Source organism: Streptomyces arenae, assembly GCF_022343545.1.
Lineage (GTDB): Bacteria > Actinomycetota > Actinomycetes > Streptomycetales > Streptomycetaceae > Streptomyces > Streptomyces humi.
The window spans coordinates 460,219-477,791 of the sequence record NZ_JAKQYH010000064.1 but is presented as its reverse complement, the minus strand read 5'-3'; the positions used below and the strand labels follow the sequence as shown (position 1 = coordinate 477,791).

The following is a 17,573-nucleotide window of genomic DNA, read 5'->3' as shown; positions in this document are numbered from 1 at the left end:
TGCGAGGTGCTCATGAGCACGACCCCTCCACCGCAGGCCGTGACCTCCGACACATCCCCGGCCAGGGGCGAACGCACCGCCGAGGACGGCGCGTTCGGCTGGCTGCGCGCCCTCGGCCCCCGCGGCCGACGCGCGTTCGCCGGTGCTTTCGGCGGTTATGCCCTGGATTCGTACGACTACTTCACCCTGCCGCTGAGCATGGTCGCGCTCGCGGCGTACTTCGGTCTGGACAGCGGCCAGACCGGCCTGTTCACCACGGTCACCCTGGTGGTCTCCGCGGTCGGCGGCGCCGTGGCGGGCGTCTTCGCGGACCGGGTCGGCCGGGTCCGGGCCCTGATGATCACGGTGATCACCTACGCGGTCTTCACGGTGGCCTGCGGTTTCGCCCCCACCTACGAGACCCTGCTGGTGTTCCGCGCGCTCCAGGGCCTCGGTTTCGGCGGCGAGTGGGCGGTCGGCGCGATCCTGGTCGCCGAGTACGCGAGCGCCCGGCACCGGGGCCGCACCCTGGGCGCCGTGCAGAGCTCATGGGCCGTCGGCTGGGCCCTCGCGGCGATCGTCTACACGCTGGTCTACTCGTTCGTCGGCGATGACATGGCCTGGCGGGTGATGTTCTGGACCGGCGCGCTGCCCGCGCTCCTCGTGGTGTGGCTGCGCCGCCGGGTGCACGACGCCCCGCAGGCGACGGCGGTGCGCGAACAGAACGCGGAGCGCGGCTCGTTCACGGCGATCTTCCGGCCGGGTACCGCCGAGGCACCCGGTCTGCTGCGCACCACGGTCTTCGCGGGTCTGCTGTCCACCGGCGTGCAGGGCGGCTACTACACGCTGGCGACCTGGATCCCGACGTACCTCAAGTCCGAGCGCGGGCTGTCGGTCGTGGGTACCGGCGGCTACCTGACCTTCCTGATCTCCGGTGCCTTCCTCGGCTACCTGACCGGCGGCCACCTCACCGACCGGCTGGGCAGGCGGCGCAACATCTGGCTGTTCGCGCTGCTGTCGGCGGTCTGCGTGCTGGCGTACGCGAACATCCCCGCCAGCGCCAACACGCTGCTCCTGCTCCTCGGTTTCCCGCTCGGGTTCTGCATGTCGGCGATCTTCAGCGGCTTCGGTTCGTACCTGAGCGAGCTGTACCCGACGGCGGTCCGCGGTACCGGGCAGGGCTTCACGTACAACGCGGGCCGCGCGGTCGGCGCGGTCTTCCCGACCCTGGTGGGCTTCCTGGCCGACAGCTGGGGCGTCGGCGGCGCGCTGGTCTTCGGCGCGGCCGGCTACGGACTCGCCGCCCTGGCGCTGCTCGGACTGCCCGAGACGCGCGGAAAGGAGCTGGAGTGAACCGCACGGAACCCGTCCTCGTGACGGAGGACCGCCCTGTCGTCCTGACCGACGGGCACGCGCACGCGTGGCGCCCGGAAACCGCCCGGGCCCGCTTCCGGGAGGGCCTCACGGGCGCCACCGCCGGCGTCGCGGCCGGCCACACGCAGGCCAACCTGATCTCGGTGCCCGCCGACTGGGCCTACGACATGCTGCTGTTCTGCCAGCGCAACCCCAAGCCCTGTCCGGTGCTCGACGTCACCGACGCCGGTGCCACGGGCACCGTGCTCGCCGAGGGCGCGGACCTGCGCACCGACCTGCCGCGCTACCGGGTCTGGCGGGACGGGGAGTTGACGGACGAACCGACGGATGTGACGGCGTACTGGCGGGACGACCTGGTGTCTTTCCTGCTCGGGTGCAGCTTCACGTTCGAGTGGGCGTTGGCGGGCGCCGGGGTGCCGATCCGTCATGTCGAGCAGGGCCGGAACGTGCCGATGTACGTGACGAGCCGCCCGTGCCGCCCGGCCGGGCGGTTGCGCGGGCCGATGGTGGTGTCGATGCGTCCGGTGCCGCCACGGCACCTGTCGGCGGCGATCCGGGAGAGCAGTCTGCTCCCCGCGGTGCACGGCTCCCCCGTACACTGCGGCGATCCTTCGGCGCTCGGCATCGCCGATCTCGGCCGTCCCGATTTCGGCGACCCGGTGGACGCCGATCCGGACGACATCCCGGTGTTCTGGGCGTGCGGGGTGACCCCGCAGGCGGCGGTGATGGCCTCGCGGCCGCCGTTCGCGATCACCCACGCGCCAGGTCAGATGTTCATCAGCGACGCCCGCGACGAGCAGTTCCGCGTGGCCTGACAGGAGAGACAGCGGATCCATGACCTCGATCGATCTGAACGCCGACCTCGGTGAGGGGTTCGGCCGCTGGCGGCTCACCGACGACGAGCAGTTGCTGTCCGTCGTCACCAGCGCCAACGTGGCCTGCGGTTTCCACGCCGGGGACGCGGCCACCATGCGGCGGGTGTGTGAGCTGGCGGCCGGACGCGGGGTGACGATCGGTGCCCAGGTGTCCTACCGGGACCTGGCGGGGTTCGGGCGGCGCGCGATGGACGTGCCGCCCGCCGAGCTGGCGGCCGAGGTGGCCTACCAGATCGGCGCCCTCGAGGTCTTCGCCCGCGCGGCGGGCTCGCGCGTGGCGTACGTGAAACCGCACGGGGCGCTCTACAACCGGGTCGTGCACGACGAGGAGCAGGCCGCCGCGGTGATCGACGGGGTGCGCCTCGCGGACGGCTCGTTGCCCGTCCTGGGGCTGCCCGGCTCCCGGCTGCTGGCGCTGGCCGGGCAGGCGGGGCTGCCGGCCGTCACGGAGGCGTTCGCCGACCGCGCCTACACCGACCAGGGCACACTCGTGCCGCGCGGGCACGAGGGCGCGGTGGTGAGCGATCCGGAGGCGGTGGTGGAGCGCTCCGTGGAACTGGCGCGCTCCGGGGCGGTCACCGCGCACTCCGGCGCCCGCATCGCCGTACGCGCCCGCTCACTCTGCCTGCACGGCGACACCCCGGGCGCCGTGGAGCTGGCGCACAAGGTGCGCGCACGGCTCACGGAGGCGGGCGTGACCGTGGCGGCCTTCGCATGAACACACCAGCGGAGACCGGCACCCGAACCGGAGCCACAGCCGGAGCCGGAGCCGGAGCCACAGCCGGAGCCGGAGCCGGAGCCACAGCCGGAGCCGGAGCCGGAGCCGGAGCCACAGCCGGAGCCGGAGCCGGAGCCGGAAGCATCATCCCCATGACCATGACCACCCACCTCGTGGGCGACGACGCCCTTCTCATCGAGGTCGGCTCCGGCGCGGAAGCGCAGTCCCTGCACGCCGAGTTGGTGCGCCGCCGCGCGGAGGGCTCGCTGACGGTCCGCGAGATCGTGCCGGCCGCCCGCACGGTCCTGCTCGACGGCCTCGACGACCCCGCCCGCCGGGCCGCCGAGCTGACCACCGCCGAGTTCACCCGCACTCCCCCGCGCGCGCTTGCCGCGGTCGAGCTTCCCGTGCGGTACGACGGCCCGGACCTCGCCGACGTCGCCGCCCACTGGCAGGTGTCCGAGCTGGAGGTGGCCCGCATCCACGGGGGCACCGAGTTCACCGTCGCCTTCTGCGGCTTCGCGCCCGGCTTCGGCTACCTGACCGGACTTCCGGCCCGCTACGACGTGCCGCGCCGGGCCACCCCGCGCACGGCCGTTCCCGCGGGCGCGGTGGCACTGGCCGGGCCGTACACCGGCGTGTACCCGCGCTCCTCGCCGGGCGGCTGGCAGCTGATCGGGACGACGGAGGCGGTGCTGTGGGACCACGCGCGCGTACCGGCCGCGTTGCTGGCGCCGGGGACGCGGGTGCGGTTCGTGCCGGTGGGGGACGAATGACGGACCGCGCGCTCGTCGTCGTACGGGCCGGGGCACTGACCACCGTGCAGGACCGGGGGCGGGCCGGGCACGCGCATCTCGGTGTTCCCCGGTCCGGGGCCCTGGACGCGCCCGCCGCGGCCCTCGCCAACCGGCTGGCCGGCAACCCGCCCGAGGCCGCGGTCCTGGAGACGACTCTCAACGGCTGTGCCCTGCGGCCGCGTTCCGCGGTGGTGGCCGCGGTCGCGGGCGCGCCGTGCCCGGTCTCGGTGGGCGGACGCCCGGCCGCGTGGGGCGCGCCCGTCGTGGTGCCGGCCGGGGAACTCCTGGAGGTGGGAGCGGTCGTGTCGGGGGTACGGAGCTACGTGGCCGTCTCCGGCGGGATCGCCGTCGAGCCGGTGCTGGGCAGCCGGGCCACGGACCTGCTCTCCGGGCTCGGTCCCGCCCCGCTGACCGACGGCACGGTGCTGCCGCTGGGCACTCCGGCGGGACCCCACGCGCGCGTGGACGTCGCCCCGCAGCCGTCCCCGCCGGCGGAACTGGTGCTGCGGGTGACGCCCGGACCGCGCGCCGACTGGTTCACACCCGAGGCCTTCCGGGTGTTCACCTCGCGCGCGTACCGGGTGTCGTCGGCGAGCAACCGCATCGGGCTGCGCACGGAAGGCCCCGCCCTGGAGCGGGCCCGTCCCGGTGAACTCCCCAGCGAGGGGATGGTGCTGGGCGCCGTCCAGGTCCCGCCGGACGGCCGCCCGGTGGTGTTCCTGGCCGACCATCCGACCACCGGCGGTTATCCGGTGATCGCGGTGGTCCGCACCACCGACCTCCCCGCCGCGGCCCAGGCGGCCCCGGGCATCCCGGTCCGTTTCGTGGCCGTGCGCCGGCGCTGAGCCGCCCCGGCGCCCTCCTCACGCGGCGTCGGCCGGGCGCTCCGGTGGCTGGAGGGCGGCCAGCGCGGCGGAGACGGCGGCCGACGCGCTGAGGTCCAGGCGGGCGCTGGTGCCCTTGCGGCGGTGCCGCATCTCGTCGAGGGCCAGGCGCAGCAGTTGGGGCAGCAGGTCGCGGCAGCGCCTGACCACCCAGGCGGTACCTGCGGTGGCCAGCCAGACCAGGCTCGCCTTCTTGGTCGGCGCCGGGAACTCGGGTTCCGCGGACGGCGCCGTCCCGGTGGCCTTGCCCAGCGGGGCGAGCAGGGCGTGGAAGCGGGCGGCCAGCTGCCGGTGGCCGCGCTCCCCCGGGTGCAGCCGGTCCGCGCTCCACATCGCGCGGTCGGCCAGCCAGGCCCCCTCGGACGCGTGCAGGTGGACGGCCCCGTACCGGTCGGACAGCGCGTGCACCACCGTGTTCACGGCACGCTGCCGGCGGGCCAGCGGGCGGGCCAGGGCGCCCGGGAGCCCGAGCATCGAGCCGGGGTCGGGCAGACAGGCCGTGAGCAGGGTCGCGCCCGACGCGGTGAAGGCCGCGTAGACCTGGTCCAGCCGTTCGGCCACCGCCTGGATGTCGAAGGTGCAGCGCAGGGTGTCGTTGACGCCTATGACGACGGCGACGATGTCGGGACGCAGTTCCAGCGCGACCGGGGTCTGGCGTTCCAGCACGTCCCGGGTCTGTGCCCCGCTGACCGCGAGGTTGGTGAAGTGCACGTCCCGTACGGCGAGTCCGCCGGCCAGCAGTGCGGCCCAGCCGCGCCACCCGTCGCCGGCGGGGTCGCCCACGCCCTCGGTCAGCGAGTCCCCGAGCGCCACGAACCGAACGGTTCTCATGCCACGCCCTCCGGCACGACACGGCGGACGGGTACCGCCGTCCCGCTCTCGTCACGGCGGCCGGGCGCCGGCGCGTCGTGGGCGTTCAGGAACGCCTCCACGGCCGTCCCCCAGTCGAAGCACTCCGCACGCGCGCGTGCGGCCTCCCGGCGCTCGGCGGCGGGCCGCTCCAGGAGCATCTCCACGGCGTCGGCGAACGCCTCCCCACGGTCGGCCGCGACGGCCCCCGCGGACCCGATGACCTCGGGCAGCGCGGAGGAGGCGCTGGCGACCACGGGCGTCCCGCAGGCCATCGCCTCCAGGGCGGCCAGCCCGAAGGTCTCGGCCGGTCCGGGCGCCAGACAGACGTCCGCGGACGCCTGGAGCGCGCCCAGGGTGTTCCGGTCGGACACGTGCCCGAGGAAGGTCACCGGCAGCCTGCGGTCCCGCGCCCGCTGTTGGAGACGTTCCCGCAACGGCCCGTCACCGGCGACGAGCAGCACCGCCCGGCGGCCGCGCCGCACCATCGCCTCCAGGGCGTCGAGCGCGGTGCCGGGCCGCTTCTCCACGGACAGCCGCGAGCACATGACGAGCAGCGTCTCGTCCTCGCGCGCGTAGCGTGCCCGCAGGTCGAGGTCGCGCAGCGTGGGGTGGCGGCCGGTCAGGTCGACACCCAGGGGAGCGCGTACGACGTTGCGGGCTCCGATCCGGATGAACTCCCGTTCGGCGAACTCGGTGGTGCACACCACGCGCGCGTAGGTGTGCGCCGTACGGAGGTTGAGCGCGTCGGCGGTGCGCCGGGACATGTTCTCGGACATGCCCCAGGTGCGCAGGACCCCGTCGGCGGTCTCGTGGGAGACCATCACGGCGGGGATCCGGGCACGCCGTGCCCAGCGGCCGGTCCAGCGCAGGGTGGTGCGGTCCGAGACCTCCAGGCGGTCCGGAGCGAGGTGTTCCAGCAGGGTCCGCACCCGCCGCTTGTCGACGAGGACGCGGTAGCCGCCGGTGCCGGGCAGCAGCGGGCCGGGCAGGGTGATGACCCGGCCCTGCTCCTCGTCCCGGTCGGAGTAGCGCTCACCGGGCACGATCAGGACCGTTTCGTGGCCGGCGGTCACGAAGCCCTTCCCGAGCTCGCGCAGCGCGGTGCGCAGCCCGCCCGAGGAGGGGGCGACGAAGTTGGCCAGCCGGACGATGCGCAGCGGAGCCGGCCCGCTGGACGGCGAGGCCGACGGGGAGGGCGACGCGGAGGCCGACGGGGAGGCCGAAGCGGAGGCCGACGGGGAGGGCGACGCTGAGGTGGTCATGCCGCCACCACCGGCCGGCGCGCCGCGAGCACGTCCTCGTAGTGGCCGATCAGCTGGTCCCCGACCGCGGCCCAGGTGCGGCCCTCGACGGTGGCACGGGCGGCGGCGCCGAACGCGGTCCGCAGGCGGGCGTCGGCGACGAGGGAGGCGACTGCCTCCCGTACGGCGCCGGCGTCGCGCGGCGGCACCAGGAAGCCGGTGCGGCCGTGGTCGACCAGGTCGATGGGTCCGCCGGCGGCGGGTGCCACCACCGGGACGCCGCTCGCCATGGCCTCCTGCACGGTCTGGCAGAAGGTCTCGAAGGGGCCGGTGTGGGCGAAGACGTCGAACGAGGCGAAGATCCGGGCGAGGTCCTCGCCGGTGCGGCGGCCGAGGAAGACGGCGCCGGGCAGGGCCTCGGTGAGGTGGGCCTGGCTGGGCCCGTCACCCACGATCACGACCTTGACGCCGTCCAGGCCGCACACCCCGGAGAGGAGTTCGATCTGCTTCTCGGGGGCGAGCCGGCCGACGTAGCCGACGATGACCTCGCCGTTCGGGGCGATCTCCCGGCGCAGTGCCTCGTCGCGGAACTCGGGGCGGAAGCGGACGGTGTCCACGCCCCGCTGCCACAGCTGGATTCTGGGCACCCCGTGGGCCTCCAGGTCGCCGATCGAGGCGGTGGACGGGGCGAGGGTGCGGTCGGCCGCGCCGTGGACGGACCGGATCCGCCGCCAGGCGGCCGCCTCGCCGGCGCCCACGTAGGTGCGGGCATATCCGGCCAGGTCGGTCTGGTAGACGGCGACGGTGGGGACACCGAGCCGGGCGGCGGCGGCCATGCCGCGGACGCCGAGGATGAAGGGGCTGGCCAGGTGCACCACGTCGGGGCGGTGCTCGATCAGCGCGGCGGCGAGCCTGCGGCTGGGGAGAGCAACGCGGACCTGGGGATAGCCCGGGAGCGGAAGGGAGGGGACGTGGACGACAGGGCAGGGCGCGGCGGCCGCGGCAAGCCTGTTTCCGGGGGCGGGGGCCGGAGCGACGACGAGGGGAGCGTGACCGCGGTCGACGAGGTGTCGGGCGGTCTGAAGCGCGCAGTGGGCCACGCCGTTCACATCGGGGGGAAAGGATTCGGTCACGATGACGACACGCATACCGGTGTTGTCGCCGCACTGGACGTGGGCGCGTCAAAGTGGATCTTTCCGGTTGTTAAACGTCCCATGAGCGTTGCTCTGCACACCCGAGCGGTCCAGCCGGTGTCCATGCCCGGCTGATCCGCCGGTCACCGTTCGTTCACCCGTCGGGCGGTCATACGCGCGTACGACGTGCGCGGGATCCCCAGTGGTTCCCGGAGTGAAGCCCTGTCCCCCGTGAAGCCGCGTCCCCGCGAAGCCGCGTCTCCCGTGCAGCCGTGTCCCCCGTGGTGTCGTGTCACACGGCGGGCGTGTCCGGTCCGATGCGGCTGCGTACGGCCGTCTGGACCTCGGCCTCCTCGGCGGGGTCGGCGGCGAGCCGGCGGAGTTGTTCGACGACGCGGGCGTCACCGGTCTCGGCGTGCCGGGCGGCGATCTCGCGGGTGGTCTCCTCGCAGTCCCAGAGGCATTCGACGGCGAAGCCGGTGGCGAAGGAGGGGTCGGTGGCGGCCAGGGCGCGGGCGGCGCGGCCGCGGAGGTGGGAGGAGGCGGTCTCGCGGTAGACGTGGCGCAGGACGGGAGCGGCACAGGCGATGCCGAGCCGTCCGGTGCCGTCGACGAGCGTCCAGAGGGTCGGAGCGTCGGGGCCCTCGCCGCGTACGGCCTCCCGGAGTGCCGCGAGGACCAGTTCACTGTCCTGGGCACCGCCCCGGCAGGCGAGCATCCGGCCGGCGGCGGCGCCGAGGGCGTCGGGCCGGCGGGCCCAGCCGCGGGCCCGGTCGACGGCGGCGATGCTGCGCATGCGTTCGAAGGCGTCGACGGCGGCCTCCACCACGGTGGCCGTGCCGTCGTCGACCGCGCCCTCGATCAGGGCGAGCGCGTCACGGTCGTTGCTGTCGGCGAGGTAGCGCAGCGCGGTGCAGCGGGCTCCGTCGGTGCCGCTCCGGGCGGCCCGGAGGATCTCCGGCCGGTCCTCGGGTCCGGCCACGGCGACCAGACACCGGGCGGCGGGCACATGGAGTGCCGCCCCCCGCTCGATGCCCTGCTGGGCCCACTCGAAGACCGCCTGCACGCTCCAGCCCGGACGGGGCCCGGCAGGTCGCATCTGGCGTTGCCAGCGGTCGAAGCAGCCGGTCTCCTGAGCGGCACGCACGCGCGTGGCGATCGACGCGCGGGGATCCTCGGCCCACAGTCGCCAGGGACGTGGTTCGAAGGCGTCGCGTACGGCGGCGGCCAGCTCGGCCTCGCCCTCGGCGTCGGTGGCGAAGCGGGCGAGCACCGGGGCGGCGAGGGCGCGCAGGCCCGCGTCGTCGTCCCGCAGGGCCAGCTCGTCCAGGGCCCAGGCCCAGTTGGTGCCGACTGCCGCGTACCTGCGCAGCAGTTCGAGCGCGTCCCGCCTGCCGTAGGAGGCGAGGTGCCCGAGCACGGCCAGCGCGAGGCCGGTGCGCGACTCCTCGGGGTCGAGGACGTCCTCGGGGTCGAAGAGGTGCGCCTCGATGGCGTCCAGCCCGCCGTTCAGGTCGAGGTAGAGCCGGGCGTAGTAAAGGGAGCGGTTCTCCACCTGCCAGTCGTGGCGGGGGTCGCTCAGCACACAGTGGTTCAGAGCCGCGAGCGCCTCGGCGCGCGGGGCGGTGAGCGCGTGCAGCGTGCCGTCGCCTCGGCCCCGCTGGAGCAGGCCGAGCAGCGTGCCGCTGGGCGCTATGACCGGATCGAACATGGGAAACAGCCTCACATCAAGCGTCGACGCAACCGGAGAACACGCACTACCTGGCCGCGTGACACAACGTCGGAGCGCCCGCCGTCTCTTGCTTGCTGTAGACCATTTCTCTCTGCCTCTCGTCAGTGGCCCATGCGGGCCGATCACGGCCCGCGCGGTGCGGCAACACCTGCCCAGCCATCGCGTCCGTGAATCACGACGTCATGATGACCCGGCACTTCGACCTGCCGCGACCGAAATTTCGGCGGCCCTGTACCGCCTCCCCCGTTTTGTGTCTTTTAGCTGGTCAGAACAGATGGGTCAGTGGGTACCGAACAGTTCCAGAAGGTCCGTCTTGCCGAACATCCGGGCGGTGTCGACGGCTGACGGAGTGCCCGCCGCCGGGTCCGCGCCCGCCTCGAGGAGCACTTTGATCACTTCCGCCTCACCTTTGAAGACCGCTCCGGCGAGCGGCGTCTGCCCTCGGTCGTTGACCCGGTCCGCCTCGGCGCCCCGGGCGAGCAGCTCACGCACCGCCTCGGCGTGCCCGTGGTAGGCGGCGAGCATCACGAGGGAGTCGCCGCGGTCGTTGGTGAGGTTGGCCGGAACGCCCGCGTCGACGTACGCCACGAGCGCCTCGGTCCCGCCCTGCCGGGCCAGATCGAAGATCTTGGTCGCCAGCTCCACGACCTCGGGGTCGGGGGCTTCGCTCATCGCCGGGACCGCCTCTCCTGTGTACTGCGGGGACTTGCGCGGACTTGCGTGGACGGAGGGAGCGTACGGCAACGGACGGGCCGCACGGCCGTACGAGTGATTCGCCAGCGTACTGGTTCAGGGTGCACATGACCGGATCTGTCCGAGGTAAAGATCACGGCAGCCACACGTCGAGAATGCTCCGCCAGCCGGGTGAAATCAACCGAAATTCACCCAATCGCACCTTTAATCATATGGATACCTGCTGTGATGCTGGAAGAACTCATGGTGACTGTCCCCCCTCGACACCAGGAGATCTCACATGATCCTCTCCATCTCAGGCGTCATCGTGCTCGGCATCATCGTCTTCCTCTTCTTCCGCAAGGACGGACTGAAGCCGTCGCACGCCACGGTCTCGGCGCTCTTCGGGTTCTATCTCGCGAGCACGGCCATCGCACCGAGCATCAAGGCGGGCGGCGAGAGCCTCGCGAGCCTGCTCGGCGGCATCAAGTTCTGACGGTCCTCCCGCCCGTACGCACCACCAGGAGACAGCAGTGGCCCGGCGCCCCCTCCCCCGCATCCTGAGCAACGGCACCGCGCAGCTCGCCCGAAGCCGGGAGCTGGCCCGGACGGCTGCCGACAACGCCACCGACGTCCTTCACCCGCTCATCACCGTCACCCGCGGACTGGGCAGGCTGGCCTCGGCCGGGCGGCAGAGGTGGGCACAGACCCCCAAGGACAAGCGCGGGCCACTGCTCTTCCTGGTGGCCTCGGTCGTCCTGGTCGTGGCGCTGGTGCCGTACGGACCGCTGCTCGCCGTCATCACCCTGATGGCGGCGAGCGCCTGGCAGGGCCGTGACCGCACCCCGCCCCCGCCGGAGGGCCCCGACGAGTCACAGACCGAGCGGCTCCAGTCCCTGTACGAGGCCCTGGTGCCGTACTTCTCGGCCGCCGAGGACCCGGCGCCGCTGTACGCACACGGCGGGGAGTGGGAGAAGGCCTTCCTCGCCCACGAGTTCGACGACACGGGCCGGATCGGCCAGCTGGTGCTCCGCTACCCCGCGTACTTCCCGGACGGCGAGCCCGCGGCCCGCGCGCAGATCGAGCATCTGCTCACCGCGAAGTCCGGGCGGGGCCGCGAGTACCACTTCGCGTGGGACGAGGAGGCCAACCAGCTCACCGTGACCGTCCTCGCCCCGCTGCCCACCGACATCGCGGCCCAGCGCTTCGTCACCGCGCCGGGCGAGACGGTCCTCGGCTTCACCGACCCCACCGAGGTCCTGCGCACCCTCCCGCTCGCGTACGGCGAGGAGCAGCGCGACGTGCCGCCGGTCGTCTGGCGCACGGGCGCCCGTTCCACCGAACCCCACCTGCTGGTCGTGGGCCGCCCCGGCAGCGGCACCTCGACGCTGCTGCGCTCCGTCGCCCTGCAGGCCCTCCAGTACGGTGACGTGCTCGTCGTGGAGGGCGGCGGCACCGGCGAGTACGCCTGCCTCGGCGGCCGGGACGGGGTCCTCGCCGTGGAGTGCGGCCTGACCGGGGCGCTGGCCGCCCTGGAGTGGGCCGCGCACGAGACGGAACGGCGGCTCATCGCCCTCAACCTGGCGCGGCAGGGGGGCCACCCGGCGCCGGAGGACTGCCGACGTCCGCTGTGGGTCCTGGTGGACCGCCCGAGCGCCTTCGTCCACCTGGCCTCGGCCGACGGCCACCAGGACCCGCAGGCCCTCCTCCAGGTCCCCCTCCGGCACGGCCGCGCGGCGAACGTCACCGTGGCGGTCGCCGAACACCTCGACGCCTCGGACGCGCTGAGCGAGGCGGTACGGCAGCACACCCGCGCGCGTGTCGTCCTCGGACCGGCGCTGCCGGACGAGCTGGCCGCGGTGCTGGGGGCGCCGCCGCACACGACCCCGCTGACTCATGTGCCACCGGGGCGGGGTTACGCCCGGCTGGGGCACGGTCCGGTGCTGCGCCTCCAGGTACCGGCGACACCGGACCCGTACGACGACGCGACGAGCGACGCGGACCGGGAGGCGGTGCTGGCGCTGCTGCCGCCCCTGCACGCGCCCGCCCAAGCGATACCGGTGGAAGCGGTGCCCGCGGACGCGGTGCCGGCGGAGGCGGCCGTCGCCGAGGGCTGACGTACCGGCCCTGGCCACCCACCCGCGGCCGGCCCGCTACGCCACGACCGAACCCCGGCCGGCCCGCTACGCCACGAACGAACCCCGGCCGGCCCGCTACGCCAAGAACGAACCCCGGCTGGGCCCCTACGCCACGAACGACCTAGGCGACTCGCTCCCCCCGCTGGCCCCCGACTCCACCAGACGTGCCGCCGCGGCCAACCGCATCGCCGCCTCCTCGGCCACCGCTCCCCCCACGGTGAACGGGAGGCGCACATACCCCTCGAAGGCCCCGTCGACCCCGAAGCGGGGCCCGGACGGGACCCTCACCCCCACCCGCTCGCCCGCCTCCGCGAGCCGGGAGCCGGAGAGTCCGCCGGTCCGCACCCACAGCGTCAGCCCGCCCTTCGGCACCTCGAACTCCCAGTCCGGCAGCTCCCGACGCACCGCGGTCACCAGCGCCTCCCGGTTCTCGCGCGCCTGGGCCCGGCGCAGGTCGACGGCGTGCGCCCAGCCCTCGGTGCTGAACAGCCAGTTCACCGCGAGCTGTTCCAGTACCGGAGTCCCCAGGTCGGCGTAGGCGCGCGCGGCGACCAGGCTGCGGATGACATCGGGAGCGGCCCGCACCCAGCCGATCCGCATGCCCGCCCAGAACGCCTTGCTGGCCGAGCCGACCGTGATGACCGTCGAGCCCGCCGGATCGAAGCCGCAGACCGGGCGGGGCATGGTCACGTCCTCGTCCAGCCACAGCTCGCTCATGGTCTCGTCGGCGACCAGCACCGTCCCCGCCGAGCGGGCCGCGTCCACCAGCCGGCGCCGCTGGTCGTCGTCGGCGAGCGCCCCGGTGGGGTTGTGGAAGTCGGCGACCACGTACGCGATCCGGGGCGCCGCGTCCCGCAGGACCTGACGCCAGCGGTCCACGTCCCAGCCGCCCAGCCCTTCGGCCATCGCCACCGGCACCAGCCGGGCGCCCGCCTCCCGCATCAGCTGGAGGATGTTGGCGTACGAGGGGGACTCGACGGCGATGCGCTCGCCCCGGCCGCCGAAGAGATGGCAGATGGCATCGATGGCGCCCATCGCCCCCGTGGTGACCATGATCTGCTCGGGCATGGTGGGGATCCCGCGGGCGGTGTAGCGCTCGGCGATCATCGAGCGGAGGATCGGGAGCCCCGCCGGGTAGTCACCGTGGGTGTGGGCGTACGGCGGCAGTTCCTCCAGCGCTCCCTGAACGGCCCGGGTCAGCCAGGGCTCCGGGGCCGGCAGGGCCGCGGTGCCCAGGTCGATCACCGAGCCGAGCGCTTCGGGGGGCAGTGGCTCCAGACCCCGGGCGGGCAGCGGGTTGCCCGCCGGGACCGCGGTCCAGCTGCCGGCGCCCCGCCGGGACTCCAGGAACCCCTCCGCGCGCAGCGCCTCGTAAGCGGCGGCGACAGTCGTCCGGCTGACGGACAGGGAGAGCGCCAGTTCGCGCTCGGCGGGCAGCCTGGCGGCGACCGGGACGCGGCCCTCGAGCACCAGCAGCCGGACGCCGTCGGCGAGCGCGCGGTAGGCGGGCGGCCGCCGGGTGCCGGGGCCGGCCGGGCGGTCCTGTTGCGAGTTGAGCAGCCGGGCGAGCTGCGCGGCTCCCACCGCCGAAGTCCACTGCGCCATGAGAATCAGTCCACCTTCCCCGAATTGGCCATGGATGGCTCTCCCTCCCAAGCCACAGAGTGACACGGGTCAGTCCACCTTTTCCACCTTTCCCATCGGGGGGTCCCCCTTGTCCACGCAAGGCCGTCTCGGGCGACGGTTGGTCCAGCTCTATGCCGGGCTCACGCTGTACGGCGTGAGTTCCGCCCTTCTCGTCGTGGCCGGTCTGGGTCTGGAGCCGTGGGGCGTTCTGCACCAGGGGCTCGCCGGGCACACCGGGCTGAGCATCGGCACGGTGGCGATCGTCGTGGGTGCGGCCGTGCTGCTCCTGTGGATCCCGCTGCGCCAGCGTCCGGGGCTCGGCACCGTCTCCAACGTGTTCGTCATCGGCCTCGCCATGAACGCCACCCTCGCCGTCGTCCCGGTGGCGCACGCGTTCGCCGTTCGGGTCCCGTTGATGGCGGCGGGCATCGTGCTGAACGGAGCGGCGACCGGTCTGTACATCGCGGCGAGTTTCGGGGCGGGGCCGCGGGACGGCCTGATGACGGGGCTGCACCGTCGTACCGGCCGGTCGATCCGGCTGATCCGGACGGCCATCGAGGTCGCCGTCGTGGTCACCGGTTTCGCGCTCGGCGGGACGATCGGAGTCGGCACCCTCCTGTACGCGGTGGCCATCGGACCACTCGCACAGCTGTTCCTCAAGGTGTTCGCCGTCCCGGCGGCACCCGGCCGCAGCACGGTCGTTGCCGCGGGGTCACCCGGGCAGGTCATACTGCGCAAGTGAGCACGCTGATCCGCCACCCGTACCTCGACCACCCCGGCCCCATCGCCTTCGCCCACCGGGGCGGGGCCGCGGACGGCCTGGAGAACACCGTGGCGCAGTTCCGGCGCGCGGTCGGCCTCGGCTACCGCTACATCGAGACCGACGTGCACGCCACGGCGGACGGCAGGCTCGTCGCCCTCCACGACGACACCCTGGACCGGGTCACCGACGGGGCCGGCCGGATCGCCGACCTGCCGTGGGAGGACGTACGGCACGCGCGCGTGGGGGGCCGTGAACCGCTTCCCCTGTTCGAGGAGCTGCTGGAGGAGTTCCCGGACGTCCGCTGGAACGTGGACGCCAAGGCCGAGCCGGCGCTCCGCCCGCTCCTCGACCTGATCGAGAAGACGGACTCCTACGACCGTGTCTGCGTCGGCTCCTTCTCGGAGGCGCGGGTGCTGCGCGCCCAGCGGCTGGCGGGGCCGCGGCTGGCCACCTCGTTCGGCACCCGCGGTGTGGTCGGGCTGCGGCTGCGCTCCTGGGGGCTGCCGGCGGCGGTGCGCCGCTCGGCGGTCGCGGCGCAGGTGCCCGAGTCCCAGTCGGGGGTCCCGGTGGTCGACCGGCGGTTCGTGCGCGCCGCCCACGCGCGCGGGCTGCACGTCCACGTGTGGACGGTCAACGAGGCGGAGCGGATGCACCGGCTCCTGGACCTGGGTGTCGATGGCATCATGACCGATCACATCGACACGCTGCGCGAGGTCATGAGGGACCGGGGCGTCTGGGTCTGAGAAGCGCGGCCGCACCGCTGCGGAGAGGGCGAGGGCACGGGTGGGCACCGAGACCGTGCGGACGGAGGCCTTGGACGAGGCCACCGAACTGCGGCGCGAACAGCGCGGATGGTATTTCTACGACTGGGCCTGCTCGGTCTACTCGACGAGCGTCCTCACCGTGTTCCTGGGTCCCTACCTGACGTCGGTGGCCGAGCACGCGGCGGACGCCGACGGCTATGTGCACCCGCTCGGCATCCCGGTCCGGTCCGGCTCCTTCTTCGCCTACTCGGTCTCCCTGTCGGTGATCGTCGCCGTGGTGCTGATGCCCCTGGTGGCCGGCGCGGCCGACCGCACCGGCCGCAAGAAGCACCTGCTCGGCGTGGCCGCGTACACCGGGGCCGCGGCGACGACCGGGATGTTCTTCCTGGACGGCGACCGCTATCTGCTGGGCGGCCTGCTGCTGATCGTCGCGAACGCGGCCCAGTGCGTCGCGCTGATGCTCTACAACTCCTACCTCCCCCAGATCGCGCCGCCGGAGGAACGCGACACCGTCTCCTCGCGGGGCTGGGCCTTCGGGTACGCGTCCGGTTCCCTGGTGCTCGTCGCCGACCTGGTCCTCTACTCGGCGCACGACTCGTTCGGCCTCTCCGAGACGGAGGCGGTCCGCATCTGCCTGGCCGGTGCCGGTCTGTGGTGGGGCCTCTTCGCCCTGATGCCGCTACGGCGGCTGCGCGACCGGGGCGGCCGGACCGCCGGGGCGACCGCGCCGGGGCTGCGTCAACTCGCTTCGACCGTCCGGGACATGCGACGTCACCCGTTGACGCTGTCCTTCCTGCTCGCGTACCTCGTGTACAACGACGGCATCCAGACGGTGATCTCCCAGGCCTCCGTCTACGGCTCCGAGGAACTCGGGCTCGGTCAGTCGACGCTCATCGGTGCCGTGCTGATGGTGCAGGTGCTGGCCGTGGCGGGCGCCCTGACGATGGGACGGCTCGCCCGGGCGTACGGGGCGAAGCGCACGATCCTCGGCTCACTGGTGGCGTGGACGGTGACGCTGGCGGCGGGGTACTTCCTGCCGGCCGGGGCACCGGTGTGGTTCTTCGTGCTCGCGGGCGGGATCGGTCTCGTCCTCGGCGGCAGCCAGGCCCTGTCGCGCTCGCTGTTCTCCCATCTCGTACCGCCCGGCAAAGAAGCCGAGTACTTCGCGGCGTACGAGGTGAGCGATCGGGGGATGAGCTGGCTGGGACCGTTGTTGTTCGGGATCACCTACCAGCTGAGCGGAAGCTACCGTTCGGCGATCATCTCGCTGGTGGCCTTCTTCGTCATCGGGTTCGCGCTGCTCGCGCGGGTACCGGTACGGAGGGCGATCCGTGAGGCCGGCAATCCGGTTCCGCACAGGATCTAGCACGGAAGATTTAGCGTTCAACGCGAAAGGGCGGTAGTGTACGCGTTTGGCCTGCCAGGCGTACCGTTACTGCGCGTCAAAGATGCCGAAACGCTGGGTGACATCTGTTAGCAGATGTGACAAACCGGGCGCTGGTGGGTACAACAAGGGGCGGCTACGACGGCGACGCATGACCCAGAACGGGAATCTTTACCGCCGACCGGACGTTGACCGGATGACGACGACAGCGACACCTGTCCTGTGGGCGACAAGCCCGGGAGGCACGATTCATGAGTGAGCGAGCTCTTCGCGGTACGCGCCTCGTGGTGACCAGCTACGAGACGGACCGCGGTATCGACCTGGCCCCGCGCCAGGCCGTGGAGTACGCATGCGAGAAGGGGCACCGGTTCGAGATGCCCTTCTCGGTCGAGGCGGAGATCCCGCCGGAGTGGGAGTGCAAGGTCTGCGGGGCCCAGGCACTCCTCGTGGACGGCGACGGCCCTGAAGAGAAGAAGGCCAAGCCCGCGCGTACCCACTGGGACATGCTGATGGAGCGGCGGACCCGTGAGGAACTCGAAGAGGTCCTCGAGGAGCGTCTTGCGGTTCTGCGCTCCGGGGCGATGAACATCGCGATTCATCCCAGGGACAGCCGTAAGTCCGCATAGTTCCGTTTAACGGGA

General features: G+C 73.1%; 17 protein-coding genes. 11 read left to right on the top strand and 6 right to left on the bottom strand.

The features are described from left to right. Nucleotides 1-12 precede the first annotated feature (12 nt). The 5 genes from MB828_RS30110 (at nucleotide 13) to MB828_RS30090 (ending at nucleotide 4,588) form a co-directional block, all read left to right on the top strand. Nucleotides 13-1,332 carry an MFS transporter gene (locus MB828_RS30110; RefSeq protein ID WP_301650920.1) on the top strand — a complete coding sequence of 440 codons (1,320 nt, stop codon included), beginning with the start codon at nucleotides 13-15 and terminating at the stop codon, nucleotides 1,330-1,332. Next, nucleotides 1,329-2,168, top strand: a complete 840-nt coding sequence (locus tag MB828_RS30105) for a putative hydro-lyase (RefSeq protein WP_301650919.1) — start codon at nucleotides 1,329-1,331, stop codon at nucleotides 2,166-2,168. Before MB828_RS30110 ends, MB828_RS30105 begins: the two co-directional genes overlap by 4 nt. Nucleotides 2,169-2,187: 19 nt before the next feature. Next, nucleotides 2,188-2,946, top strand: coding sequence for a LamB/YcsF family protein (locus MB828_RS30100; protein WP_133026089.1), 759 nt, complete (start codon nucleotides 2,188-2,190; stop codon nucleotides 2,944-2,946). 158 nt (nucleotides 2,947-3,104) lie between these two features. Continuing rightward, complete coding sequence (locus MB828_RS30095) at nucleotides 3,105-3,722, top strand: 5-oxoprolinase subunit B family protein (protein WP_301650944.1); 618 nt, start codon at nucleotides 3,105-3,107, stop codon at nucleotides 3,720-3,722. Further along, entirely contained in the window at nucleotides 3,719-4,588 is an 870-nt protein-coding gene (locus tag MB828_RS30090) for a biotin-dependent carboxyltransferase family protein (RefSeq protein ID WP_301650918.1), read from the top strand. The genes MB828_RS30095 and MB828_RS30090 overlap by 4 nt, the downstream gene beginning before the upstream one ends. An 18-nt stretch (nucleotides 4,589-4,606) precedes the next feature. On the opposite strand, the gene MB828_RS30085 is transcribed toward MB828_RS30090, so the two are convergent. From MB828_RS30085 to MB828_RS30065, 5 genes are all read right to left on the bottom strand, one after another. Then, the gene (locus MB828_RS30085) at nucleotides 4,607-5,458 is read right to left on the bottom strand and encodes an SGNH/GDSL hydrolase family protein (RefSeq protein ID WP_301650917.1); all 852 of its coding nucleotides are present in this window, start codon (nucleotides 5,456-5,458) and stop codon (nucleotides 4,607-4,609) included. Then, nucleotides 5,455-6,741, bottom strand: a complete 1,287-nt coding sequence (locus tag MB828_RS30080) for a glycosyltransferase (protein ID WP_301650916.1) — start codon at nucleotides 6,739-6,741, stop codon at nucleotides 5,455-5,457. Before MB828_RS30080 ends, MB828_RS30085 begins: the two co-directional genes overlap by 4 nt. After that, the gene (locus tag MB828_RS30075; protein ID WP_301650915.1) at nucleotides 6,738-7,868 is read right to left on the bottom strand and encodes a glycosyltransferase family 4 protein; all 1,131 of its coding nucleotides are present in this window, start codon (nucleotides 7,866-7,868) and stop codon (nucleotides 6,738-6,740) included. Before MB828_RS30075 ends, MB828_RS30080 begins: the two co-directional genes overlap by 4 nt. 277 nt (nucleotides 7,869-8,145) lie before the next feature. Then, nucleotides 8,146-9,564: a HEAT repeat domain-containing protein gene (locus tag MB828_RS30070; protein ID WP_301650914.1), complete on the bottom strand. Its 1,419-nt coding sequence runs from the start codon at nucleotides 9,562-9,564 to the stop codon at nucleotides 8,146-8,148. A 300-nt stretch (nucleotides 9,565-9,864) separates the two neighbouring features. After that, complete coding sequence (locus MB828_RS30065) at nucleotides 9,865-10,257, bottom strand: ankyrin repeat domain-containing protein (RefSeq protein WP_301650913.1); 393 nt, start codon at nucleotides 10,255-10,257, stop codon at nucleotides 9,865-9,867. 301 nt (nucleotides 10,258-10,558) lie between these two features. Here MB828_RS30065 and MB828_RS30060 point away from each other — a divergent pair, with 301 nt between their 5' ends. Both MB828_RS30060 and MB828_RS30055 read left to right on the top strand, forming a co-directional pair. Then, on the top strand, nucleotides 10,559-10,753 hold the full coding sequence (locus tag MB828_RS30060; RefSeq protein WP_046731976.1) for a hypothetical protein: 195 nt from the start codon (nucleotides 10,559-10,561) through the stop codon (nucleotides 10,751-10,753). A 37-nt stretch (nucleotides 10,754-10,790) separates the two neighbouring features. Next, on the top strand, nucleotides 10,791-12,374 hold the full coding sequence (locus tag MB828_RS30055) for a hypothetical protein (RefSeq protein ID WP_301650912.1): 1,584 nt from the start codon (nucleotides 10,791-10,793) through the stop codon (nucleotides 12,372-12,374). Nucleotides 12,375-12,500: 126 nt separating this feature from the next. Here the strand turns inward: MB828_RS30055 and MB828_RS30050 are convergent, their stop codons facing one another. Continuing rightward, nucleotides 12,501-14,000, bottom strand: a complete 1,500-nt coding sequence (locus MB828_RS30050; protein ID WP_301650911.1) for a PLP-dependent aminotransferase family protein — start codon at nucleotides 13,998-14,000, stop codon at nucleotides 12,501-12,503. 109 nt (nucleotides 14,001-14,109) lie between these two features. On the opposite strand from MB828_RS30050, the gene MB828_RS30045 reads away from it, so the two are divergent. The 4 genes from MB828_RS30045 to MB828_RS30030 all read left to right on the top strand — a co-directional run bounded on the left by MB828_RS30045 (nucleotide 14,110) and on the right by MB828_RS30030 (nucleotide 17,558). Further along, nucleotides 14,110-14,763, top strand: a complete 654-nt coding sequence (locus tag MB828_RS30045; protein WP_071659698.1) for a YczE/YyaS/YitT family protein — start codon at nucleotides 14,110-14,112, stop codon at nucleotides 14,761-14,763. Continuing rightward, nucleotides 14,760-15,527: a glycerophosphodiester phosphodiesterase gene (locus MB828_RS30040; protein WP_301650910.1), complete on the top strand. Its 768-nt coding sequence runs from the start codon at nucleotides 14,760-14,762 to the stop codon at nucleotides 15,525-15,527. The genes MB828_RS30045 and MB828_RS30040 overlap by 4 nt, the downstream gene beginning before the upstream one ends. A gap of 40 nt (nucleotides 15,528-15,567) precedes the next feature. After that, nucleotides 15,568-16,914: an MFS transporter gene (locus MB828_RS30035; protein WP_301650909.1), complete on the top strand. Its 1,347-nt coding sequence runs from the start codon at nucleotides 15,568-15,570 to the stop codon at nucleotides 16,912-16,914. 269 nt (nucleotides 16,915-17,183) lie between these two features. After that, on the top strand, nucleotides 17,184-17,558 hold the full coding sequence (locus tag MB828_RS30030; RefSeq protein WP_010046329.1) for an RNA polymerase-binding protein RbpA: 375 nt from the start codon (nucleotides 17,184-17,186) through the stop codon (nucleotides 17,556-17,558). Nucleotides 17,559-17,573 lie beyond the last annotated feature (15 nt).